18 protein-coding genes are annotated in these 24,938 nt (G+C 67.3%); 13 read left to right on the top strand and 5 right to left on the bottom strand.

Annotation, left to right across the window (positions count from 1 at the left end):
* Nucleotides 1-124: 124 nt before the first annotated feature.
* Entirely contained in the window at nt 125-2,416 is a 2,292-nt protein-coding gene (locus tag WT97_RS21490) for an FUSC family membrane protein (protein ID WP_059501861.1), read from the top strand.
* A 293-nt stretch (nt 2,417-2,709) separates the two neighbouring features.
* Nucleotides 2,710-4,077, top strand: a complete 1,368-nt coding sequence (locus WT97_RS21485; RefSeq protein WP_060354373.1) for an amino acid permease — start codon at nt 2,710-2,712, stop codon at nt 4,075-4,077.
* Between the two features lie 158 nt (nt 4,078-4,235).
* Here WT97_RS21485 and WT97_RS34240 read toward each other — a convergent pair whose 3' ends face one another.
* Complete coding sequence (locus tag WT97_RS34240; protein WP_006476417.1) at nt 4,236-4,397, bottom strand: hypothetical protein; 162 nt, start codon at nt 4,395-4,397, stop codon at nt 4,236-4,238.
* Between the two features lie 244 nt (nt 4,398-4,641).
* Here WT97_RS34240 and WT97_RS21480 point away from each other — a divergent pair, with 244 nt between their 5' ends.
* The 3 genes from WT97_RS21480 to WT97_RS21470 are packed head-to-tail and all read left to right on the top strand — an operon-like array spanning nt 4,642 to nt 8,135.
* A complete protein-coding gene (locus tag WT97_RS21480; protein WP_060354372.1) occupies nt 4,642-5,685 on the top strand; it encodes a Fe(3+) ABC transporter substrate-binding protein in 1,044 nt (347 codons plus the stop codon).
* Complete coding sequence (locus tag WT97_RS21475; RefSeq protein WP_060354371.1) at nt 5,675-7,357, top strand: iron ABC transporter permease; 1,683 nt, start codon at nt 5,675-5,677, stop codon at nt 7,355-7,357. Before WT97_RS21480 ends, WT97_RS21475 begins: the two co-directional genes overlap by 11 nt.
* Before the next feature lie 4 nt (nt 7,358-7,361).
* The gene (locus WT97_RS21470; protein WP_060354370.1) at nt 7,362-8,135 is read left to right on the top strand and encodes an ABC transporter ATP-binding protein; all 774 of its coding nucleotides are present in this window, start codon (nt 7,362-7,364) and stop codon (nt 8,133-8,135) included.
* A gap of 30 nt (nt 8,136-8,165) precedes the next feature.
* Here WT97_RS21470 and WT97_RS21465 read toward each other — a convergent pair whose 3' ends face one another.
* The 4 genes from WT97_RS21465 to WT97_RS21450 form a co-directional block, all read right to left on the bottom strand.
* On the bottom strand, nt 8,166-8,636 hold the full coding sequence (locus WT97_RS21465) for an Lrp/AsnC family transcriptional regulator (RefSeq protein WP_060354369.1): 471 nt from the start codon (nt 8,634-8,636) through the stop codon (nt 8,166-8,168).
* 242 nt (nt 8,637-8,878) lie between these two features.
* Nucleotides 8,879-9,520, bottom strand: a complete 642-nt coding sequence (locus WT97_RS21460; protein ID WP_060354368.1) for an NAD(P)-dependent oxidoreductase — start codon at nt 9,518-9,520, stop codon at nt 8,879-8,881.
* Nucleotides 9,521-9,653: 133 nt separating this feature from the next.
* Nucleotides 9,654-10,109, bottom strand: coding sequence for an Rrf2 family transcriptional regulator (locus WT97_RS21455; RefSeq protein ID WP_059501849.1), 456 nt, complete (start codon nt 10,107-10,109; stop codon nt 9,654-9,656).
* A gap of 90 nt (nt 10,110-10,199) precedes the next feature.
* Nucleotides 10,200-10,628, bottom strand: a complete 429-nt coding sequence (locus WT97_RS21450; RefSeq protein WP_059501848.1) for a hypothetical protein — start codon at nt 10,626-10,628, stop codon at nt 10,200-10,202.
* A 196-nt stretch (nt 10,629-10,824) separates the two neighbouring features.
* On the opposite strand from WT97_RS21450, the gene WT97_RS21445 reads away from it, so the two are divergent.
* The 8 genes from WT97_RS21445 to WT97_RS21410 all read left to right on the top strand — a co-directional run bounded on the left by WT97_RS21445 (nt 10,825) and on the right by WT97_RS21410 (nt 24,866).
* On the top strand, nt 10,825-11,160 hold the full coding sequence (locus WT97_RS21445; protein WP_059501846.1) for a hypothetical protein: 336 nt from the start codon (nt 10,825-10,827) through the stop codon (nt 11,158-11,160).
* Nucleotides 11,161-11,414: 254 nt separating this feature from the next.
* A complete protein-coding gene (locus tag WT97_RS21440; protein ID WP_059792314.1) occupies nt 11,415-12,608 on the top strand; it encodes an ammonium transporter in 1,194 nt (397 codons plus the stop codon).
* Between the two features lie 192 nt (nt 12,609-12,800).
* A complete protein-coding gene (locus WT97_RS21435; RefSeq protein ID WP_060354367.1) occupies nt 12,801-14,765 on the top strand; it encodes a PhoX family phosphatase in 1,965 nt (654 codons plus the stop codon).
* Nucleotides 14,766-15,390: 625 nt separating this feature from the next.
* Nucleotides 15,391-16,215 carry an IclR family transcriptional regulator gene (locus WT97_RS21430; RefSeq protein ID WP_059501840.1) on the top strand — a complete coding sequence of 275 codons (825 nt, stop codon included), beginning with the start codon at nt 15,391-15,393 and terminating at the stop codon, nt 16,213-16,215.
* Nucleotides 16,216-16,463: 248 nt separating this feature from the next.
* Nucleotides 16,464-17,828 (top strand): MdtA/MuxA family multidrug efflux RND transporter periplasmic adaptor subunit, encoded by a 1,365-nt coding sequence (locus WT97_RS21425; protein ID WP_060354366.1) that lies wholly within the window; start codon nt 16,464-16,466, stop codon nt 17,826-17,828.
* Between the two features lie 15 nt (nt 17,829-17,843).
* Entirely contained in the window at nt 17,844-20,963 is a 3,120-nt protein-coding gene (locus WT97_RS21420) for an MdtB/MuxB family multidrug efflux RND transporter permease subunit (RefSeq protein WP_060036318.1), read from the top strand.
* Nucleotides 20,964-21,067: 104 nt separating this feature from the next.
* Nucleotides 21,068-24,376, top strand: a complete 3,309-nt coding sequence (locus tag WT97_RS21415; protein ID WP_060354365.1) for an efflux RND transporter permease subunit — start codon at nt 21,068-21,070, stop codon at nt 24,374-24,376.
* 106 nt (nt 24,377-24,482) lie between these two features.
* Complete coding sequence (locus WT97_RS21410; RefSeq protein WP_060354364.1) at nt 24,483-24,866, top strand: VOC family protein; 384 nt, start codon at nt 24,483-24,485, stop codon at nt 24,864-24,866.
* Nucleotides 24,867-24,938 lie beyond the last annotated feature (72 nt).

Genomic DNA, 24,938 nt, shown 5'->3' with positions numbered 1-24,938 from the left:
GCAAATGGGCCGCCGCCGCGAACCTCGGCCGGAAAGCCAGCTTTTGCGAGCGGCGAAATACGATAGACTCGTCGCCAGTCAATACGCCGCCCCCGGGCGTCTTCGTCTGCCATTCAGCCCATCGATGCGCTATTCGGTCGAAATCAGAAAGTTTTTCTACAGCCAGTACTTTTTCGGCGGCCTGCGGATCGCGGTCGGCGTGTCACTGCCGGCCGTGTTGTGCCTGATCGTGTTTCATAACCGGGAGCTCGGCTTCACGATCTCGACCGGCGCGCTCGGCGCGTGCGTCGTCGACATGCCGGGCCCGCTTAAGTACAAGCACAACGAAATGCTCGCGTGCAGCGTGATCGGCTTCCTCGCCGCGCTCGCCACCGGCCTCGCGACACCGAACATCTTCGCGCTGTGGCTCACGATCGTGCCGCTCACGTTCGTGCTGTCGCTGATCGTCGTCTACGGCAACCGCTGGCCGCAGATCAGCTTCGCGACGCTGTTCATGATGGTGATGACGCTCGAGGAGAAATTCACGCCGCTGCAGGCGTTCGTCAACGCGGGCTGGATTCTCGCGGGCGGCCTCTGGTACACGTACTGGGCCACGCTCGTGTCGCAATGGCAGGCGCGCCGGATCGAGCAGCAGGCGCTGGCCGAAAGCCTGTTCGCCTGTGCCGACTACCTGCTCGCGCGCGCGCAGTTCTACGATCTCGACGCCGATCTCGACGAGTGCTACCGCAATCTCGTCGCCCGGCAGATCACCGCGGTCGAAACGCAGGAAACCGCGCGCGACATCGTGCTGCGCAACCTGCCGAAGCTGCGGCGCGGCAAGCTCGACCCCGGCCGCACGACGATGTACAACCTGTTCATCAACAGCGTCGACCTGCACGAGCTGTTCGTCGGCGCGCATACCGATTACCCGCTCGTGCGCAACACGTTCGGCGGCTCGGATCTCATCATTTTCTACCGCGACCTGATCCGCAAGGCCGCCGCCGATCTCGAGCAGATCGGCCTCGCGGTGCTCGAGAACCGCGCGCCGCATTCGCGCATCAGCGTGAAGGCCGAGCTGCGCGCGATCGAGTACGAGATCGAGTTGATGCGCAAGAAGAACTTCGCGGCCACCAACGCGGAAGCGTATGCGGCCGTGCTCGCGACGTTCCGGCGCATCTGGAGCGCGACGCGCCTGATCGACCGGATGCGCCGCAACCTGTCGGGCCATGCCGATCCGCAGCAAACCGAACTGAAGATCGACAAGGCGCTCACACGCTTCCTGCAGCGCCGCCGCATGTCGCCGCTGCTGATCTTCTCGAACCTGAACATGCGTTCGCCGAGCTTCCGGCATGCACTGCGCGTGACGATCGCCGTGGCGGTCGGCTTCTGGATCGGCCGGCTGCTGCCGCTCACGAACGCGTACTGGATCGTGATGACCACCATCATCATCCTGAAGCCCGGCTACTCGCTGACCAAGCAGCGCAACGCACAGCGGATCATCGGCACGCTGATCGGCTGCGCGGCGAGCATCGCGCTGATCTACACGGTGAAGGAGCCGCACCTGCTGATCGCGATCATGTTCGGGTCGATGGTGATGAGCTACAGCCTGCTGCTGTTCAACTATGCGGCAAGCGTCGTGTTCACGTCGTCGTACGTGCTGCTGATGTTTCACTTGCTCGCACCGGGCAGCATGCGGATCATCGGCGAGCGCGCGATCGACACGGTGGTCGGCTGCATGATCGCGATCGCCGCGAGCCGGCTGTTCCCGTACTGGGAATATCGGCTGATGGGCAAGCTCGTCACCGACATGCTGACGTCCACCCGCAAGTATTTCGAGGCCGTGTGGCGCGCCGGGCGCGGCATGTCGCCGCCGCCGGTGCCGACCGCCGACGGCGCGGCCGTCGTACCCGTCGTCGCCGCGGCGATCGAAACGCCGGCCAGCACGCTCGACGACGACTACCGCTACCGCCTCGCCCGCAAGGACGTGCACATCGCGTTCGCGAACCTCGGGCAGGCGTTCCAGCGGATGATGATCGAGCCGAAGGCGCACCAGCGTTTCGTGCCCGAACTGAACGACCTGCTCGTGCAGACGCACGTGCTCGGCGCGCAGATCACGGCTGCCGCACCGCTGATTCGCAGCGCATGCGCGGCCGATGGCGGCCTCGTCCACGACGACGCACTGCAGCGCGGCCTCGCCGCCGTGCTCGAGAATCTCGAGAAAGCCGAAGCCGGCGAGCCCCCGCCTGCCGACCAGCTCGAAACGTCGAAGCAGATCACGCGCGATCTCGATGCGATGGTCGTGTCCGCGGAAAAATCCGACGCGGTCGGCGCCGAGCTCACGCACGACCTGAAGGTGCTCGCGCACCAGTGCAAGCAGATGCTCGCGTCGTCGCTGCTGATCCGCAAGGATGCGAGCGTGATCCGCCTGCCCGCCTGACTCCGCATGTCCGCGTCGGCAGGCCGGCCCGCGCACGTCGCGGCTCGGCCATCGGCGCGCTCCGGCTTGACGATTGCCCGAAGCATGCCCCACCCGCGCCACGCGGCCCGCGCCTGCGGGCGCACGAATGCCCCAAGCGCCGTTCCGCTCGCCGCGCCAGTCAGGGAATACCCGATTCCGGTCACCGGGCCCGGCTTGTTATCATTCGTTCACATTCAAGTTGTATAGACAACTTGAGCCAATCGGGCCGGCCCCGCTCGCCCGGTTCGTCGCATAACGATATCGGAGACTCGATGAAAAACTTGCAGCGCCACCTGAGCGCGCGGCACATCCGCTTTCTCGCGCTGGGCTCGGCGATCGGCACGGGCCTGTTCTACGGGTCGGCGTCCGCGATTCAGCTCGCGGGTCCGGCGGTGATCCTCGCGTACCTCCTGGGCGGCGCGGCCGTCTACATGGTGATGCGCGCGCTCGGCGAGATGGCCGTGCGCGAACCCGTCGCGGGCTCGTTCGGCCACTACGCGACCGAGAACCTCGGCCCGTTCGCGGGCTTCGTCACCGGCTGGACCTACACGCTCGAAATGGTGATCGTCGCGATCGCCGACATCACCGCGTTCGGCATCTACATGGGCTTCTGGTTTCCGGATGTCCCGCAATGGATCTGGGTGCTCGGCGTCGTCGCGATCATCTGCGGGCTGAACCTGTGCCACGTGAAGGTGTTCGGCGAGCTCGAATTCTGGCTGTCGATCATCAAGGTCGGCGCGATCGTCGCGATGATCGGCGGCGGCGTCGCGATCCTGCTGACCGGCATGCACTTCGGTCATTCCGCCGACGTGCCGACGTTCGCGAACCTGTGGAACCACGGCGGCTTCTTGCCGAACGGAATCGGCGGGCTGATCGCGTCGCTGTCGGTCGTGATCTTCGCGTACGGCGGGATCGAGGTGATCGGGATGAGCGCCGGCGAGGCGAAGGACCCGGAGCGCGCGATTCCGCGCGCGATCAACGCGGTGCCCGCGCGCATCCTGCTGTTCTACGTGCTGACGATGGTGGTGCTGATGTCGATCGGCCCGTGGACCGGCGTCGGCAGCGACGGCAGCCCGTTCGTGCAGATCTTCTCGGCGCTCGGCGTGAAATCCGCCGCGACGATCCTGAACCTCGTCGTGATCAGCGCGGCGATCTCGGCGATCAACAGCGACATCTTCGGCGCGGGCCGGATGATGTTCGGGATGGCGCGGCAGGGTCAGGCGCCGCGCGTGCTGATGACGACGTCGCGCCACGGCGTGCCGTGGGTCACGGTGCTCGTGATGGCCGGCGCGCTGCTGGTCGGCGTGCTGCTCAACTACCTGATGCCGAAGGACGTGTTCCTGGTGGTCGCCGCGATCGCGACGTTCGCGACCGTGTGGGTCTGGCTGATGATCCTGCTGTCGCAGGTGGCGATGCGTCGCCGCCTGTCGGGCGCGGAAGTCGCGGCGCTGAAGTTCAAGGTGCCGCTGTGGCCCGTGGCGCCCGCGCTGACGATCGCATTCATGGGCTTCGTGATCGTGATGCTCGGCTGGTTCGACGATACGCGCGTCGCGCTGTATGTCGGCGCGGCGTGGCTCGCGCTGCTCGCGGCCGTGTTCTACGCACGGATCCGCCCGAAGTTCGCCCCTGCGTCACGATGACGCTCGACTGATTGTTCCATGCGGCGCGCCGGCCTCGGCGCCTGCGTCTGTCCGGCGCGATGCGATGGATCACGCGTCGCGCCGCCCCCGTCTCCTCCTGCTTCCTGCGTCTCGCCCACGGCCCCATCGCGCCGCGCAGCGATCATGCACGCCGGCGCTCAGTGCGACGCGGCGCTCGCGGCCTCGGCCGGATGGGCCTCGTCGTACGCGTGCTTCTGCGAAATCGCGTTGTACAGGATCGTCCCGATCACGAGCAGCACGGCCACGACGATCAGGATGCTCACGTTGCGGACAGGGTTCTTCTTGCGCTGATCGTTCATGGTCGGTGCGGCTCCGTCAAATTCGTCGAAGCGGGCATTCTACGCGCTTGCGCCCGCGCTGCGCCGCCCCGTTCGCCGATCCCCGCCCCGTGCATCTCCGCCGCTTTCCGCAAGCTTTCGTTTGTTAATCATTCCCATTTCGATTTAGAATCGCCAATCTTTCATTTTGTAATGTTCCGGGTCGTTCGGGCGGCAGGCGCGCTCCGGAACGCTTCCTCGTCCACCTGCCCCACCGGAGTTCTCCATGTCGAATCCGCGCACCCGCCTGCTGCCGCTCGCCGGCGCCCTCGCCCTGGCTGCGGCCACCTTCGCGCCGCTTGCCCAGGCGGCCGAGGAAGTGAGCCTGTACACCACCCGCGAGCCGAAGCTGATCCAGCCGCTCATCGATGCGTTCACGAAGCAGAGCGGCGTCAAGGTCAACACGGTGTTCGTGAAGGACGGCCTGCTCGAGCGCGTGAAGGCGGAAGGCGCGCAGTCGCCGGCCGACGTGCTGATGACGGTCGACGTCGGCAACCTGCTCGACCTCGTCGACGGCGGCGTCACGCAACCGGTGCGCTCGAAGGCGCTCGACGACGCGATTCCCGCGAACCTGCGCGGCGCGAACGGCGACTGGTACGCGCTGTCGCTGCGCGACCGCGTGCTGTACGTCGAAAAGGACCTGAAAGTCGATGCGTTCCGCTACGAGGATCTCGCCGATCCGAAATGGAAGGGCAAGGTCTGCATCCGGTCGGGCCAGCATCCGTACAACACGGCGCTCGTCGCGGCGATGATCGCGCACGACGGCGAGGCCGCGACCGAGCAATGGCTGCGCGGCGTGAAGGCGAACCTCGCGCGCAAGGCGACGGGCGGCGATCGCGACGTCGCACGCGACATCCTCGGCGGGATCTGCGACGTCGGGCTCGCGAACGCGTACTACGTCGGCCACATGAAGCATGCCGAAGCCGGCAGCGATGCGCGTAAATGGGGCGACGCGATCAAGGTCGTGCGCCCGACGTTCGCGAACGCGAAGAGCGGCGGCACGCACGTGAACATCAGCGGCGCGACGGTGGCGAAGCATGCGCCGCACAAGGCCAATGCGGTGAAGCTGCTCGAATACCTGGTGTCGCCGGAAGCGCAGGCGCTGTATGCGCAGGCGAACTACGAATACCCGGTGCGCGCGAACGTGAAGCTCGACCCGGTGATCGCGAGCTTCGGCACGCTGAAGATCGACCCGCTGCCGCTGGCGGATATCGCGAAGCATCGCAAGCAGGCGAGCCAGCTCGTCGACAAGGTCGGCTTTGACAACTGACGCATCGCCTGCCCGCGTCTATCGAGAGCCGCGTCGGTCGCGGCCGCGCGCGGGCAGCTTGTGGCTGCTCGCGGCGCTGACGATCGCCGCGGCGGTCGCGGCGCCGCTCGCGGTGCTCGTGGTCGCCGCGTTCGACGCCGATCTCGCGCACTGGCGACATCTCGCCGAATTCGTGCTGCCGCAGGCGCTCGTCAATACGCTGCTGCTGCTCGCGGGCGTCGGCACGATCGTGTCGATCGTCGGCACCGGCTGCGCATGGCTCGTCACCGCGTACGAATTTCCCGGCCGCCGGATCCTGACCTGGGCGCTGTTGCTGCCGCTCGCGGTGCCCACCTACATTGTCGCGTTCGCGTATCTCGACCTGCTGCATCCGATCGGCCCCGTGCAGGGCGCGATCCGCTGGCTGCTCGGCTTCGACAGCCCGCGCCAGTTCCGCCTGCCCGATCTGCGCTCGCTGCCCGGCGCGATCTTCGTGCTGGGCTTCGTACTGTATCCGTACGTCTATCTGAGTACGCGCGCGATGTTCGTCACGCAGTCCGCGAGCCTGCTCGAGGCCGCGCGCACGCTCGGCGCCGGCCGCGTCGCGACATTCTGGCGCGTCGTCGTGCCGCTTGCCCGGCCGGCGATCGCGGTCGGCATGAGCCTCGCGCTGCTCGAAACGCTGAACGATATCGGCGCGTCGGAATTTCTCGGCGTGCAGACGCTGACCGTGTCCGTCTATACGACGTGGATCACGCGCTCCGATCTCGCCGGCGCCGCGCAGATCGCCCTTGCGATGCTCGCGATCGTCGTCGGCATGATCGCGCTCGAACGCTACGGGCGCCGCCGCCAGCGCTACGCGCACGGCCGGCGCATGCGGCCGATCGCGCCGCGCCGCCTGGCCGGCACGGCCGCGCTGGGCGCCGCGGCGCTCGGCTGGCTGCCCGTCCTGCTCGGCTTCGGCGCGCCGGCCGCCTATCTCGCGGTCGAGACCGGCAAGCGGCTGCACCTCGTCGGCGGCGTATCCGCGCAACTGATGACGGGGCTCGCGAACACGCTGACGATCGCGACCGCCGCCACCGCCGCGACGCTCGCATGCGGGCTCGTCGTCGCATGGGCCGCGCGCGCGCAGCGCGACAGCGCGCGTGCGGGCCCTGCCCGCCTGTGCACGCGGATCGCGAGCCTCGGGTACGCGGTGCCGGGCACCGTGCTCGCGATCGGCCTGCTGATTCCGTTCGCGGCGGCCGACCGGCTGTTCGGCGTGGCGCTCGGCCGCGACGGACTGCTGCTGATGGGCTCCGCGACCGCGCTCGTGATCGCCTATACCGTGCGCTTCCTCGCGATTCCGGCCGGCGGCATCGAGGCCGGCCTCGCGCGCATTCCGCCATCGCTCGAACAGGCCGCGCGCTCGCTCGGCGAGACGGCCGGCGGCACGTTGCGCCGCGTCCATCTGCCGCTGTTGCGGCCCGCGCTCACGACGAGCGCGCTGCTGGTGTTCGTCGACGCGATGAAGGAGCTGCCGGCCACGCTGCTGCTGCGCCCGCTGAACTTCGACACGCTCGCGACGTGGCTGTATGCGGAAGCCGCGCGCGGCACCTATGAAGAAGGCGCGGTCGCCGCGCTCGCGATCGTGCTGGCCGGGCTCGTGCCCGTGATCCTGCTCGCACGCACCCGCCACAAGATCGGAGGCTGATACCGTGAACCTGCTCGAACTCGACGACCTCTGCATCGCCTACGACACGCCGCACGGCCGCCGCACCGTCGTCGACGGCCTGAGCCTCGCGCTGCCGCGCGGCGACATCGGCTGCCTGCTCGGCGCGTCCGGCTGCGGCAAGACCACCGTGCTGCGCGCGATCGCCGGCTTCGAACCCGTGCGCATAGGGCGCATCGTGCTGGACGGCACGCCGGTCGCGGCGCCGTCGCTCGACGTGCCGCCCGAGCGGCGGCGCATCGGCATGATGTTCCAGGATTACGCGCTGTTCCCGCACCTGAGCGCGGCCGACAACGTCGCGTTCGGCCTGCGGCGCTGGCCGAAGGCCGAACGGCGCCTGCGCGTCGCGCAGATGCTCGAGCTCGTCGGCCTCGCCGATTCCGGCGACGCGTATCCGCACGAACTGTCGGGCGGCCAGCAGCAGCGCGTCGCCCTCGCGCGCGCACTCGCGCCGTCGCCGGAATTGCTGCTGCTCGACGAACCGTTCTCGAATCTCGACGTCGATACGCGCGAGCGGCTCGCGTTCGAGCTGCGCGACATCCTGAAGCACACGGGGCACACCGCGATCCTCGTCACGCACAATCAGGCGGAAGCGTTCGCGATCGCCGACCGGATCGGCGTGATGAAAGACGGCCGGCTCGCGCAATGGGATACGCCGTACGCGCTGCACCATCATCCGGCCAGCCCGTTCGTCGCGGATTTCGTGCGCCGCGACGCACTGGCCGACGAGCGCGCACGCGCACTCGCGCGCGGCCGCTGACACCGCGCCGCCGGCGCGGCGGCGTGTCCGTCAGGCGGGCTCGGCCAGATCGCGCACGGGCAACGCGGTCGAATACTTGATCTGCTCCATCGCGAACGACGAACTGACGTCGAACAGCGGCACCGTGCGGATCAGTTGCTTGTAGACGCGGTCGTAGTCGTCGATCCCGGCCACGACGACGCGCAGCAGATAATCGGTCTCGCCGCTCATCCTGTAGACCTCGACCACTTCCGGCATGTCGCGCACCGCCTGCGTGAAACGCCGCGCCCATTCCTCGGTGTGCTGGTTCGTGCGGATCGCGACGAACACGGTCGTGCCGACCCCGAGCTTGCGCGGATCGCACAGCGCGACCTGCGCGCGAATCGCGCCGGTTTCCTTCAGCCGCTGCACGCGCTTCCAGCACGGCGTCTGCGACAGGTTCACGCGCTGCGCCAGCTCGGCGATCGGCAGCGTGGCATCCGCCTGCAGCAGCTCCAGCAGCTTGCGATCGATGGCGTCCATTTCTCCATTCCCTCGTCGATAGAAATTTATTCTATTCATCCTGTCCGACGGGGAACAATATGAAAACTGCTTCGTTGCGTCGACCGGTGTAAATACCGATCCGTCATGCATGCGACGCTTTCGCGCGCCAAATGAAACAGGCGACGCCACCCGCGAGGGCGGAATCGCCTGAAATGGCTGCGCGTCGCCGCTTGCACGTCGCACCCGGGCCGGCGCTTACCCGCCGCCGGCCGTCACGCCGCTCAATACGCGACCGTCGCGATCTCGCGCACGAAGCTGCCCTGCTCCAGCGCATCGACGAACGCGACCGCGTAATCTTCCGCCGAGATCTTGCTGTTGCCTTGCGCGTCCACGATCAGCTTGCCGATGCCGGTGCGGAACGTGCCCGTACGCTCGCCCGGCGCGATCAGCGCAGCCGGTGCGAAGAAGGTCCAGTCGAGATCGGCGACCGTCTTCAGGTAGCCAAGCGCGTCGCGGTGCGCGAGCGCCTGCGGCTTGTACGCGTCCGGGAAACCTTCGGTGTCGACGAGTTGCTTGCCCGGCGCGACTTCGAGCGAACCGGCGCCGCCCACTACGACGAGCCGCTTCAACCCGGCCTGACGCGTGCCGGCGACCAGCGCCTTCGCAACCGCGACGACCTGCGCCGCATCTTCCTGCTTCGGGCCGTACGCGCTTGCGACGACGTCATGGCCGGGCAGCGCGGCCGCGATGCTGGCGGCGTCGAACAGGTCGGCCGCCTTCGCGGTGATGCCGTCGCCGGATGCGCCCGGATGGCGCGACAGCGCCGTGACGCGGTGGCCGCGCCGCACGGCTTCCGCCGCGATGCGCGAGCCGATCATGCCGGTGGCGCCGAACAGCGCGATATTCAACGAACGTTGCGTCATATGATTCTCCAGAAATAAAAATATGTAACACCATTAATTACATATAAGACCGAAAAAAACGGGGCGAAGCCCCCGTTGCGCCGATCGTCGCGCGCATACGCGCCGCCCGGCTTCCTGCCCTGCCCGCCGCCGTTTACCCGCCGGCGCGCGCCGCTCGTTGCGTGCGCTGTTCCAGATCCAGCATGTCGGCCGTCACGTCGACCAACGTGCGCGTGGCGAGCGAAGCCTCCATCGCGCGCTGCGCGTCGCCGATATAGCCGGTCAGCACGCCCTGGATGTGCCGCCCGACGAGACACGCCGGATTCGGTGCCTCGCGGTGCAGCGCGAACAGTTGCGCATCGTCGACCGCACGATACACGTCGAGCAGCGTGATCTCGCCGGGCTCGCGCGCGAGCAGCGCACCGCCGCCCGCACCGAGCTGCGACGTGGTCAGCCCGGCTGCTGCCAGCATCGACAGCAACCGGCGAATCAGCGCCGGATTCGTATTCACACTGCCCGCGATGACGTCGGACGACAACGGCACGCCTTCCTGCATCGACAGCAAGGCGAGCACGTGAACGGCGAACGCGAACCGGCTGCTGGTATTCATTCCTGACTCACTCGGCGACACCGGCCCGACCCGCGGCCGGCGACATGTGTAACTATCATAATTACATTTTGCAGATCGTGCAAGCCCGCGTCATTCGCCGCTCGCGGGTTTCGCCCCCGCGGCGTTCTGCTGGCTCCACTGCTGGAGTTTCTTGCCGGCTTCGGCGATCTTCGCGCCCGCTTCTGAAGCCGCATGCGCGACGACGGCGGACGCCGCCGCGTCGATCTGCGCCTGCGCGGCCGACGCGAGGCCGCTTGCGGACAACGGCGGCACGGCCGACGCCGCGGATGCGAGGCCCGCCTTCGCCGCGTTGATCTGCTGGTTGACGGTGCTCGCCACCTGGTCGAGCGCCTTGGCCGCATTGTTCGCCGCATCGGCGGCCGCGCTCGCGGCCGTATCGGGTTGCGCGGCCGGCGTGCCGGACTTCTCGCAGCCCGCGAGCAACAGCAACGCGCCGGCGGCCACGGCCGCCAGCACGGACCCGGGCACGCGACGCGCCCGCGATGTCTTCATGTTCATCAGCAATCTCCGGCCGCGCGTTGCACGACCTCGTGGTTGGACCGGTCTCGATGATACCGCCTGTGGAACAGGCTCAATGACGACCCGCCATTAAAAATCCCTTTCAATTTCGGATTCGTCTGATTCAATCGCGGGCGCCGCACCTCTAAAGTGGGCACGCTTCAATTCGCTTCTTCCGTGCCCTCTTTTTCTCGTTATGGCTTTCCTCGTCGACTGGCTCATCGCCCTGGCCGCGCTGCTCGCCGCCACCCTGTTCATGAGCCTGCGCGCGCCGTCGGCGCGCCGCCTTGCCGAATCCGGGCGTCCGCGCCGCATCGCCTGCGCGCGCTTGCTCACGCAGGCCGTGATCGGTTTCTGGACGGCCGCGCTGATCGTCGCGCAAGGCATCCTCGGCGCCGACGGCGACGGCCAGTCCGTCGCCGGCTTCGCGGCGCTCGCGTTGGCCGCGCTCGGGCTGGCGACTGTCGCCGGCTACTGGTCGGCGTGCGCGCTGCGGCTGCGTCGGCCGCCCGCGCTGTTCGCGCGCCACTGACGCGCCAGATCGGTGCACGGCGGCGCGGCATTGCGCACCGCTTCAATCGTCGCACGCACCGATTCGGCACGTACCGCACCACACGCGTGCAGAGGACCGGGCGCTCCTTCGGCATCCGCCCCGCCCCGATCCCGTGCACGATTCACCGGAATACCGCATCGTGCGGTATCCGGGCACCAATTCCACGCAGCCGTTCACCAGGTTGGCTCGATACTTGCGTTCCTTGCCCATTTTTTGCGCAAGGAAGCCAGGGCATGGATGGTCTGAAATCCGGCGTCGACACACTGTTCCTGTTGATCGGCGCCGTCATGGTGCTCGCGATGCACGCGGGCTTCGCATTTCTCGAACTCGGCACGGTCCGCAAGAAGAACCAGGTCAACGCGCTCGTGAAGATCCTCGTCGACTTCTCGGTGTCGACGCTCGCGTATTTCTTCATCGGCTACACGATCGCGTACGGCGTCGAATTCTTCGACGACATCGGCACGCTGTCGCAGCACAACGGCTACGCGCTCGTGCGCTTCTTCTTCCTGCTGACGTTCGCGGCGGCGATCCCGGCGATCGTGTCCGGCGGCATCGCCGAGCGCGCGAAGTTCAACCCGCAGCTCGTCGCGACGCTGATCATCGTCGGGTTCATCTATCCGTTCTTCGAAGGAATCGCCTGGAACGAGCGCTTCGGCGTGCAGGCCTGGCTCACGCACGCGTTCGGTGCGCCGTTCCACGACTTCGCGGGCTCGGTCGTCGTACATGCGTTCGGCGGCTGGGTCGCGCTGCCGGCCGTGCTGCTGCTCGGCGCGCGCCACGGCCGCTATGCGAAGGACGGCCGCATCGCCGCGCATCCGCCGTCGAACATCCCGTTCCTCGCACTCGGAGCCTGGGTGCTCGCCGTCGGCTGGTTCGGCTTCAACGTGATGAGCGCGCAGACGCTCGACAAGATCAGCGGCCTCGTCGCAGTGAACTCGCTGATGGCGATGGTCGGCGGCACGCTCGCGGCGTGGATGGCCGGCCGCAACGACCCGGGCTTCACCTACAACGGGCCGCTCGCGGGCCTCGTCGCAGTATGCGCGGGCTCCGACGTGATGCATCCGATCGGCGCGCTCGTCACGGGCGCGGCGGCCGGTGCGCTGTTCGTCGCGATGTTCACCTGCGTGCAGAACCGCTGGCGCATCGACGACGTGCTCGGCGTCTGGCCGCTGCACGGGATGTGCGGCGCGCTCGGCGGCCTCGCGGCCGGCGTGTTCGGACTGCCGGCGCTCGGCGGTCTCGGCGGCGTGTCGTTCCTGTCGCAGCTCGTCGGCACGCTCGGCGGCATCGCGATCGCGACCGCGGGCGGCACGCTCGTCTACGGCGCGCTGAAGGCGACCCTCGGCCTGCGTCTCGATCGCGAAGCCGAATTCGACGGCGCCGACCTGTCGATTCACCGCATCTCGGCCACGCCCGAGCGCGATTGAGCGCGAGCAAGCATCCGATGGGCATCCCGCAGCATGCCTGACGGATGCCCGACACATCATTACGTTTCCAATTCAAAAAACTTTCATCTAGCGTCCCTACACTTCGGTCCAGATTTCAACTTGCCTTCGCGAAGCTTGCCGCTCGCCTGCTTCGCGAAGGCCATTCTTCCAACAACCGAAACTGGACTCCACATGCCCGCGTTGCCCAATGCTTCCCGTCGTCAGGCCCTGAAGATCCTCGCCGGCGCGCCCATGCTTCCCCTTTCCGGCCTCGCGCTGCCGGCCCTGCTGACGGGTTGCGGCGGCGACGACGATCCCGCGTCGACGCCGGCCCCGGTCGCCGCTGCCTATACGTCGGCGGCATTCTCGACGATGGCCGCGCCTACGCTCGACAACGCGGCCGCGATGGCCACGACGACGGTCGGCTCGACGCTGTCGGTGTCGTTCTCGGACGGCTCGTCGCGCAACTTCAAGCTCGCATACCGGCCGTTCTTCGTGACGGGCGACATGGTGCCGGACGGCAACGGCGGCACGACGCTCGCGGGCGGCTACTACGACATCAACAACCAGCCGATCATCGATCGCTCGGTGGCCGGCAAGGAGCGCCAGTTCTATTCGGACTGCCCGGACGGCAGCTCGCTGCTGACGCTGAAGAACGCGAACGTGCCCGGCGTGAAGGGCAACACCGTGTTCGCGGTCGTGCAGTTCGAATACGCGACGCGCGACCAGGCCAGCGCGTCGCAGTACGGCCAGCTGCCGTCGCCGATCGCCGTGCTCACGCTCGACCAGGATCCGGCCACCGGCGCGCTGAAGGTCGTGAAGTACCACAACGTCGACACGTCGAAGGCGCACGGCCTGTGGATCACCTGCGGCGCCAGCCTGTCGCCGTGGGGCACGCACCTGTCGAGCGAGGAATACGAGCCGGATGCGACCAAGGCCGCGACCGACGCGCAGTTCAAGGCGTTCAGCAAGAACACGTTCGGCGACGAGACGAAGGCGAATCCGTATCACTACGGCCATCTGCCGGAGATCACCGTGAATCCGGACGGCACCGGCACGGTGAAGAAGCACTACTGCCTCGGCCGCATCTCGCACGAGCTGATCCAGGTGATGCCGGACCAGCGCACGGTGATGATGGGCGACGATGCGACCAACGGCGGCCTGTTCATGTTCGTCGCGGACAAGGCGGCCGACCTGTCGGCCGGCACGCTGTACGTCGCGAAGTGGACGCAGACGTCGTCCGCGGGCGCGGGCACCGCGACGCTCACGTGGATCAAGATCGGCCACGCGACCAGCAGCGAAATCGAAACGCTCGCGAACACGCTGAAGGCGTCGGACATCATGGACCTGGTGACCGCCGATCCGAACGATGCGAGCTACACGAAGATCCACTTCGGCGGCAAGTTCAACTGGATACGCGTGAAGCCGGGGATGGAAAAGGCCGCCGCGTTCCTCGAGACGCACCGCTACGCGGCGCTGCTCGGCGGCAGCATGGCGTTCACGAAGCTCGAAGGCACGACCGTGAACGCGAAGGACAAGATCGTCTACACGGCGATGTCGCGGATCGAAACGTCGATGGTCAAGGGCAACGCGGTGTCGCGCGACGTCGCGGTCGACAAGAAGATCGCCGCGGGCGCCGTCTATGCGCTGAACCTGAAGGGCGGCCAACGCGACACGACGGGCGGCGCGATCGACAGCGAATGGGTGCCGGTCGACATGGGCGCGCCCGCCGCGCTCGTCGGCGAGGATCTCGCCGCGGCCGACGCGCTCGGCAACCTCGCGAACCCGGACAAGATCGCGAACCCGGACAACCTGAAGTTCTCCGAAAAGCTGCGCACGCTGTTCATCGGCGAAGACTCGGGCATGCACGTGAACAACTTCCTGTGGGCCTACAACGTCGACACGAAGTCGCTCGCGCGCGTGCTGTCGTGCCCGGCGGGCGCCGAATCGACAGGCCTGCACGCGGTCGACGAGATCAACGGCTGGACTTACATCATGAGCAACTTCCAGCACGCGGGCGACTGGGAATCGCCGCTGCACGACAAGGTCAAGCCGACCCTCGACCCGCTCGTGCGCGCGAACTACAAGGATCGCTTCGGCGCGAGCGTCGGCTACCTGACTGCGGAGCAGACCAGCATCAAGCTCGCGAAGGGCTGACGGGCCGCGCGCGAGGGGCGTTGCTCCTTGCAGGGCGCCTGGCCGGGCGCCCCTGGGCAAGCTTCTTTTCTTCATCACCGTTCATTCGTCGGCGCTCCACGCCGTTTCACGCGCGATGCCCATTGCGGGCATCGCGCTTTTTTTTGCGCGTGGGGATCTCGTGCAAGCGACGTCAATCCCGCGTGCAAGCAGCCACGAAATTGGCCCAGACGGGCGTTTACGGCGATCGGGGGATAATACGGGCCTGACGCGTCCGGGCGGACAGTCGGAAACGGGCAAAAAAAAGCGCCACGGAGACCGTGGCGCTAAAAAAGTTCTAGCCATTCCGAGGGCCGTGCTAGAACCTGAGAGACTGCGCGAAACATCGTTGCCGGTTAAACTCTTGAAACGATGTTTCGAAAACGTGAGACATTCTTTCCGTTTCCGCCCGACAAGTCAAGCGGTATTTGCACCGGTTCATGCACTTTCCGACAACGCTCATTTGAGTGTTTTCCCAATAAACCAAGGGTGAACCCGTAAAATCTCATCCAATGACCGATTCACCCGCGGAACATGCATCTTTTGGCAATAGTCCTACAATACCAACAAAATTGAAATCGAGTTTCGGAATTAGAGAGAATCCCTCGTGTCGACCACTGTAACCTCTCCCGCGTCGCGGGACCGTGAATCGTCGCCCGACGAGATCACCGCCCTCGCCCGCGGTCTCGCCGTGCTGCGCCGCATCGCGGCTGCCGACGCCCCCGTCAGCAACCGCGAACTGACCGAATTGACCGGCATCCCGAAGCCGACCGTCTCGCGCATCACCGCGACGCTCGTCAGCGCCGGCTTCCTGTTCCAGTTGCCCGACAGCGAGCGCTTCGTGCTGACCGCGTCGGTGCTCGAACTCAGCCACGGCTTCCTGCGCAACTTCGACATCCGCGCGCGTTCCCGGCCGTTCATGATCGAGCTGGCCGAACGCACGTCGCTGTCCGTGCACCTCGCGGTGCGCGACCGGCTCGACATGGTCGCGATCGACGTGATCCGCCCGCGTTCGGCCGTGCTCGTCACGCGCCTCGAAATCGGCTCGCGGATGGACATCGCACGTACGGCCGTGGGCCGCGCGTATCTCGCCGCGCTCGAGGACGACGAGCGCCGCCAGTTGCTCGAGTCGCTGCGCACCACCGCCGGCGACGACTGGCCGCACGTGTCCGCCCGCCTGACGCCCGCGCTCGACGATGCGATGCGCGACGGCCACGCGATCGCGATCGGCGAATGGCGCGAAGGCCTGAACGCGGTCGCGGCCGGTTTCGTCGGCCCGTCGGGCCAGCGCTATTCGGTGAATTGCGGCGGCGCGTCGCACCAGTGTCCGCCCGAATGGCTGCAGGAACACGTCGTGCCCGCGCTGCACGAATGCATCGCGAAAATCACCCGCGAAATCGGCGGCGCGCCGGCCCGGCGTGTCGGCTCGTAATCGTTTCGTCATCGGCGTGTCGCGTTGTGTAACGACCGTAACCCGTTGAAAGATAGACCGCTGGACTGTAACGGGGACGGCACGTAGGATCATGCCCATCGTCGCACCGCATTCGCGGTGTGCACCGCTCTTTTCCCGCGCGGATCGGCGGGGCCCCGGACCGAGCCGGGCCGCCCCGCCGCGTCGCCCCACGCGCAGCCGAGCAGCCCGATTTCCGGGCCGCCGCGCCGTCTTCCTGACAGAACACGATGGATAACGAACAAAAGCCCACGCCCCCTTCGAAAGACCCCGCACCCACCGTCGCACGCCGCCCGCGCCGCACGCTGCTGCTCGGGACCGTCGCGGTCGTCGTCATCGGCTGCCTGTTGTGGTGGCACCCGTGGAACCGCACGCCGGCGGCAGGCAACACCGCGAAAGGCGCGGGCGCCAGCGCCGCTGCGGGCAGCCATCGCGGCCGCGGCGGCCCTGCTGCGATGGCGAACGTGCCGCAGCCGGTGCAGGTCGCCACCGCGACGCAGGGCGAGATGCCGATCGTGTTGTCCGCGCTCGGCACCGTCACGCCGCTCGCGAACGTGACGGTGAAGACGCAACTGTCGGGCTACCTGCAGTCGGTGTCGTTCCAGGAAGGTCAGATCGTCAGGAAGGGCGACGTGCTCGCGCAGATCGATCCGCGCCCGTACCAGGTCGCGCTCGAGAACGCCGAAGGCACGCATGCCCGCGACGCGGCGCTGCTCGCGACGGCCCGCCTCGACCTGAAGCGCTACCAGACGCTGCTGTCGCAGGACTCGATCGCGTCGCAAACCGTCGATACGCAGGCGTCGCTCGTCAAGCAGTACGAAGGCGCGGTGAAAACCGACCAGGCCGCGATCGATTCCGCGAAACTCAATCTCACGTATGCGCGCATCACGGCGCCCGTCTCCGGTCGCGTCGGCCTGCGCCAGGTCGACCCGGGCAACTACGTGACGCCGGGCGACACCAACGGCATCGTCGTGATCACGCAGTTGCAGCCGATGAGCGTGATCTTCACGACGTCGGAAGACAATCTGCCGCAGATTCTCAAGCAGGTGAACGCGGGCCGGAAGCTGTCGGTCACCGCCTACAACCGCAACAACACGGTGCCGCTCGAGACGGGCTCGCTCGCGACGCTCGACAACCAGATCGACACGAGCACCGGCACGGTCAAGCTGCGCGCGAACTTCGATAACAAGGAAGGCATGCTGTTCCCGAATCAGTTCGTGAACACGCGGCTGCTCGTCGACGTGATACGCAACGCGACGATCGTGCCGACCTCCGCCGTGCTGACGGGCTCGATCGGCCAGTTCGTCTACGTCGTGAAACCCGACAACACGGTGACGGTGCGCAAGGTCACGGTCGGCCCGGTCGACGGCGAACGCACGAGCATCGTCAGCGGCGTCGCGCTCGGCGAGCGCGTGGTGACCGACGGCTCGGATCGCCTGCGCGAAGGCGCGAAGATCTCGATTCCGGCCGACAAGCCGAAAGGCGCGTCGGGCGCGCACGCCGCAGGTGCGGCATCGGGCGCATCGGGCGCCGGCGGTCATCGCGGCGGACACCGGCACGGCGCGTCGCAGGCAGCGGCCCCCGCGGCCCAGTAACGCGCGGGCCGCTCGATGAATCCATCCCGCCTCTTCATTCTCCGGCCGGTCGGCACCGCTCTCCTGATGGCGGCGATCATGCTGGCCGGTCTCGTCGCGTTGCGGTTCCTGCCGCTCGCCGCGCTGCCCGAGGTCGACTACCCGACGATCCAGGTCCAGACCTTCTATCCGGGCGCGAGCCCGGAAGTGATGACGTCGTCGGTCACCGCGCCGCTCGAACGCCAGTTCGGGCAGATGCCGTCGCTGAACCAGATGTCGTCGCAAAGCTCGGCCGGTGCATCGGTGATCACGCTGCAGTTCTCGCTCGACCTGCCGCTCGACATCGCCGAACAGGAAGTGCAGGCCGCAATCAACGCGGCCGGCAACCTGCTGCCGTCCGATCTGCCGGCCCCGCCGATCTACGCGAAGGTGAACCCGGCCGATGCGCCGGTGCTGACGCTCGCCGTCAAGTCGAAGACGCTGCCGCTCACGCAGGTGCAGGACCTGGCCGACACGCGCCTCGCGATGAAGATCTCGCAGATCGCCGGCGTCGGCCTCGTCAGCCTGTCGGGCGGCAACCGGCCGGCCGTGCGGATCCAGGCGAACCCGACCGCGCTCGCGAAGTACGGGATGAACCTCGACGACCTGCGCACGACGATCTCGAACCTGAACGTCAACACGCCGAAGGGCAACTTCGACGGCCCGACGCGCGCGTACACGATCAACGCGAACGACCAGTTGACGAGCGCCGACCAGTACAACAGCGCGGTCGTCGCGTACAAGAACGGCCGTCCGGTGATGCTGACCGACGTCGCGACGGTCGTCGCCGGCTCGGAGAACACCAAGCTCGGCGCGTGGGTGAATTCGGACCCCGCGATCATCCTCAACGTGCAGCGCCAGCCGGGCGCGAACGTGATCGCGACTGTCGACGCGATCAAGGCGCAGTTGCCGAAGCTGCAGGAGACGCTGCCGGCCGCGCTCGACGTCGAGATCGTCACCGATCGCACGACGATGATCCGCGCGGCCGTGCGCGACGTGCAGTTCGAGCTGCTGCTCGCGGTCGCGCTCGTCGTGCTGGTGATGTACCTGTTCCTCGCGAACGTCTACGCGACGATCATCCCGAGCCTGTCGGTGCCGCTGTCGCTGATCGGCACGCTCGCGGTGATGTACATGGCCGGCTTCTCGCTGAACAACCTGTCGCTGATGGCGCTCACTATCGCGACCGGCTTCGTCGTCGACGATGCGATCGTGATGATCGAGAACATCGCGCGCTACGTCGAGGAAGGCGAATCGGGGCTCGAGGCCGCGCTGAAGGGCTCGCGGCAGATCGGCTTCACGATCATCTCGCTGACGGTCTCGCTGATCGCGGTGCTGATCCCGCTGCTGTTCATGGGTGACGTGGTCGGGCGCCTCTTCCACGAATTCGCGATCACGCTCGCGGTGACGATCGTGATCTCGGCGATCGTGTCGCTCACGCTCGTGCCGATGATGTGCGCGAAGCTGCTGCGCCATTCGCCGCCGCCGGAGAGCCATCGCTTCGAGGCGCGCGTGCACCGCGCGATCGACTGGGTGATCGCGCGCTACGCGGTGGCGCTCGAATGGGTGCTGAACCGGCAGCGCTCGACGCTCGTCGTCGCACTGCTGACGCTCGGGCTGACCGCCCTGCTCTATGTCTACGTGCCGAAGGGCTTCTTCCCCGCGCAGGACACCGGCGTGATCCAGGCGATCACGCAGGCGCCGCAGTCGATCTCGTACGGCGCGATGGCCGAACGCCAGCAGGCGCTCGCGGCCGAGATCCTGAAGGATCCGAACGTCGACAGCCTCACGTCGTTCATCGGCGTCGACGGCAGCAACATCACGCTGAACAGCGGCCGGATGCTGATCAACCTGAAGGCACGCGACGAACGCAACGAAACCGCCGCGCAGATCATCCGCGACCTGCAGCAGCGCGTGTCGAACATCACCGGCATTTCGCTGTTCATGCAGCCGGTGCAGGATCTGACGATCGACTCGACTGTCAGCCCCACGCAGTACCAGTTCATGCTGACGAGCCCGAACGCCGACGAATTCGCGACCTGGGTGCCTAAACTCGTCGCGCGGCTGCAGCAGGAGCCGTCGCTCGCCGACGTCGCGACCGACCTGCAGAGCAACGGGCAGTCGGTGTACATCGAGATCGACCGCGCGAGCGCCGCGCGCTTCGGCATCACGCCGGCGACCGTCGACAACGCGCTGTACGACGCATTCGGCCAGCGCATCGTGTCGACGATCTTCACGCAATCGAACCAGTACCGCGTGATTCTCGAGTCGGAGCCGAAGGAGCAGCACTACGCGCAATCGCTGAACGACATCTACCTGCCGTCGGCCGGCGGCGGCCAGGTGCCGCTGTCGTCGATCGCGTCGTTCCACGAGCGGCCGTCGCCGCTGCTGGTCGCGCACCTGTCGCAGTTCCCGTCGACGACGATCTCGTTCAACCTCGCGCCAGGCGCGTCGCTCGGCGAAGCGGTCAAGGCGATCGAGGCCGCCGAGAAGGACATCGGCCTACCCGGCTCGTTCCAGACGCGCTTCCAGGGCGCGGCGCTCGCGTTCCAGGCGTCGCTGTCGAACCAGCTGTTCCTGATCCTCGCGGCGGTCGTCACGATGTACATCGTGCTCGGCGTGCTGTACGAGAGCTACATCCATCCGATCACGATCCTGTCGACGCTGCCGTCGGCCGGCGTCGGCGCGCTGCTCGCGCTGATGATCACCGGGCACGACCTCGACATCATCGGGATCATCGGCATCGTGCTGCTGATCGGCATCGTGAAGAAGAACGCGATCATGATGATCGACTTCGCGCTCGAGGCTGAACGCGTCGAAGGCAAGCCGCCGCGCGAGGCGATCTACCAGGCGTGCCTGCTGCGGTTCCGGCCGATCCTGATGACGACGCTCGCCGCGCTGCTCGGCGCGGTGCCGCTAATCGTCGGCTCGGGCGCGGGCTCCGAGCTGCGCCAGCCGCTCGGGATCGCGATCGCCGGCGGCCTGATCGTGTCGCAGGTGCTGACGCTGTTCACGACGCCGGTGATCTACCTCGGCTTCGACTCGCTCGCGCGCCGCGTGCGCGGCTGGTTCGAACGCCACGGGCCGGGCGCCGATGCAGGCAAGCACACGGGTGCGTAAATGAAACAACCCCCACGCTCACTTCGTTCGCGTGGGGGGGCGCAGCCCCCCCATCTCCCGAAAACGCATCCGTCGGAACACGCGGCGGCCCAGCGAGTGCCGACATGAACCTGTCGCGCCCCTTCATCAACCGCCCCGTCGCGACGACGCTGCTCGCGCTCGGCGTCGCGCTCGCGGGCCTGTTCGCGTTCATCAAGCTGCCGGTGTCGCCGCTGCCGCAGGTCGACTTCCCGACGATCTCGGTGCAGGCGTCGCTGCCGGGCGCGAGCCCGGAAACGGTCGCGACCAGCGTGACGAGCCCGCTCGAACGGCACCTCGGATCGATCGCGGACGTCTCCGAAATGACGTCGACGAGCACGGTCGGCAACGCACGGATCATCCTGCAGTTCGGCCTGAACCGCGACATCGACGGCGCCGCGCGCGACGTGCAGGCCGCGATCAACGCGGCGCGCGCCGACCTGCCCGCCGCGCTGAAGAGCAATCCGACCTACCGCAAGGTCAACCCGGCCGATTCGCCGATCATGGTCGTGTCGCTGACGTCGGAGACGGCGTCGCCGGCGAAGGTGTACGACGCGGCGTCGACGGTGCTGCAGCAGTCGCTGTCGCAGATCGACGGGATCGGCCAGGTCACCGTGAGCGGCTCCGCGAACCCGGCCGTGCGCGTCGAGCTCGAACCGCAATCGCTGTTCCACTACGGGATCGGCCTCGAGGACGTGCGCGCGGCGCTGGCTTCCGCGAACGCCAACGCGCCGAAGGGCGCGATCGAGTTCGGCCCGCAGCGCTTCCAGCTCTATACGAACGACCAGGCGTCCCAGGCGTCGCAATACCGCGACCTCGTCGTCGCGTACCGCAACGGCTCGGCCGTGCGGCTGTCCGATCTGTCCGACGTCGTCGATTCGGTCGAGGACCTGCGCAACCTCGGCCTGTCGAACGGCAAGCGCGCGGTGCTCGTGATCCTCTACCGTTCGCCCGGCGCGAACATCATCGAGACGCTCGATCGCGTGCGCGCGGCGCTGCCGCAGCTCACCGCGTCGCTGCCGGCCGACATCACGGTCACGCCGGTGCTCGACCGCTCGACCACCATCCGCGCGTCGCTGAAGGACACCGAACACACGCTGCTGATCGCGATCAGCCTCGTCGTGATGGTCGTGTTCCTGTTCCTGCGCAACTGGCGCGCGACGCTGATCCCGAGCGTCGCGGTGCCGATCTCGATCGTCGGCACGTTCGGCGCGATGTACCTGCTCGGCTTTTCCATCGACAACCTGTCGCTGATGGCGTTGATCGTCGCGACCGGCTTCGTCGTCGACGACGCGATCGTCGTGCTCGAGAACATCGCGCGGCACATCGAGAACGGCAAGTCGCGGATGCAGGCGGCGCTCGACGGCGCGCGCGAAGTCGGCTTCACGGTGCTGTCGATGAGCATCTCGCTCGTCGCGGTTTTCCTGCCGATCCTGCTGATGGGCGGGATCGTCGGGCGGCTGTTCCGCGAGTTCGCGCTGACGCTGTCGCTCGCGATCGCCGTGTCGCTCGCGGTGTCGCTCACGGTCACGCCGATGATGTGCGCGCGCCTGCTGCCCGACAAGCACGACCCGCGCGACGAGGGCCGCTTCGGGCGCTTCCTCGAACGGGGCTTCGCGCGCATGCAGCGCGGCTACGAGCGCTCGCTGTCGTGGGCGCTGCGCCGGCCGCTGCTGATCCTGCTGACGCTGTTCGCGACGATCGGGCTGAACGTCTACCTGTACGTCGTCGTGCCGAAGGGCTTCTTCCCGCAGCAGGACACCGGGTTGATGATCGGCGGCATTCGGGCCGACCAGTCGACGTCGTTCCAGGCGATGAAGCTGAAGTTCTCCGAGATGATGCGGATCGTGCAGGCCAACCCGAACGTGAAGAGCGTCGCGGGCTTCACCGGCGGCACGCAGACCAACTCCGGCTTCATGTTCGTCACGCTGAAGGGCCGCACCGAGCGCAAGCTGTCGGCCGACCAGGTGATCCAGCAACTGCGCCCGCGGCTGGCGGACGTGGCAGGCGCGAGCACGTTCCTGCAGGCCGCGCAGGACATTCGCGTGGGCGGCCGGCAGAGCAACGCGCAGTACCAGTTCACGCTGCTCGGCGATTCGAGCGCCGACCTGTACAAGTGGGGGCCGATCCTGACCGAGGCGCTGCAGAAGCGCCCCGAGCTGACCGACGTGAACTCCGACCAGCAGCAAGGCGGCATGGAGGCCATGGTGACGATCGACCGCGCGACGGCCGCACGGTTCGGCATCAAGCCCGCACAGATCGACAACACACTGTACGACGCGTTCGGCCAGCGCCAGGTCTCGACGATCTACAACCCGCTGAACCAGTACCACGTCGTGATGGAAGTCGCGCCGAAGTACTGGCAGAGCCCGGAGATGCTGAACCAGGTGTGGATCAGCACGTCGGGCGGCAGCGCGAACGGCTCGCAGACCACCAACGCGGCCGCCGGCACCTTCGTCGCGACCTCGGCCGGCACGTCGAGCGCGGGCACGGCCACGCAGAGCGCCGCGGCGATCGCATCCGATTCCGCGCGCAATCAGGCGCTCAACGCGATCGCGGCGAGCGGCAAGTCGAGCGCGTCGTCGGGCGCGTCGGTGTCGACGTCGAAGTCGACGATGATCCCGCTGTCGGCGATCGCGACGTTCGGGCCGAGCACGACGCCGCTGTCGGTCAACCACCAGGGGCTGTTCGTCGCGACGACGATCTCGTTCAACCTGCCGCCGGGCGTGTCGCTGTCGCAGGCGACCCAGGTGATCTATCAGACGATGGCGCAGATCGGCGTGCCGCCGACGATCGTCGGCAGCTTCCAGGGCACCGCGCAGGCGTTCCAGCAATCGATGAACGATCAGCCGATCCTGATCCTCGCGGCACTCCTGGCCGTCTACATCGTGCTCGGGATCCTGTACGAGAGCTACATCCACCCGATCACGATCCTGTCGACGCTGCCGTCGGCCGGCGTCGGCGCGCTGCTCGCGCTGCTGCTGTTCAAGACCGAGTTCAGCATCATCGCGCTGATCGGTGTGATCCTGCTGATCGGCATCGTGAAGAAGAACGCGATCATGATGGTCGACTTCGCGATCGACCAGACGCGCAACAACCGGAAGTCGTCGTTCGATGCGATCCACGAGGCGTGCCTGCTGCGCTTCCGGCCGATCATGATGACGACGATGGCGGCGCTGCTCGGCGCGCTGCCGCTCGCGTTCGGCAGCGGCGACGGCGCCGAGCTGCGCGCGCCGCTCGGGATCGCGATCGCCGGCGGCCTGATCGTGTCGCAGGTGCTGACGCTCTATACGACGCCGGTCGTCTACCTGTACATGGACCGGCTGCGCGTGTGGGCCGAGAAGCGCCGCAACCGCCGCGGCAATACCGGCGGGCCGGCGGTCGCCGGCGAGTGACGGAAAGCGGCCGCCGCCCAGGCGGGCGCTTTCCGCGCTTGAACACCGGCAGCAATCAGCTATCGTGTGTGCATGCCCACGGCCGCGCCCTTCCCGGGAACCCGCCATGAACGTCCAGCTCAACCACACGATCGTCTGGTGCCGCGACAAGCATGCGTCGAGCCGCTTCCTCACCGAACTGCTGGAATTGCCGCCGCCGACGCCGTTTGGCGCGATGCTGGTCGTCGCGCTCGACAATGGCGTGTCGCTCGATTTTTACGAACAGGCGGGGGAGATCCGGTCGCAGCATTACGCGTTCCTGATCGACGAAGCCGGCTTCGATCGCGTGCTCGCACGCATCCGCGAACGCGGGTTGCCGCACTGGGCCGATCCGGCGAAGCGGCAAGCCGATGACATCTACCGCCACAACGGCGGACGCGGCGTGTACTTCGACGATCCGGACGGTCACTTCCTCGAAGTGATGACGCAGCCGTACGTGCTGAACGGCTGATATGACTCCCGCTGTCAATCGGGATTGGTGTTCGGGTTTTCCACGCGTTATTGTTCAAATTTCCTGAGGGCG

It is taken from the genome of Burkholderia sp. MSMB1459WGS, assembly GCF_001534535.1.
GTDB lineage: Bacteria > Pseudomonadota > Gammaproteobacteria > Burkholderiales > Burkholderiaceae > Burkholderia.
Note: the sequence above shows the minus strand (reverse complement) of the source record. Positions and strands in the feature narration are given on the sequence as shown.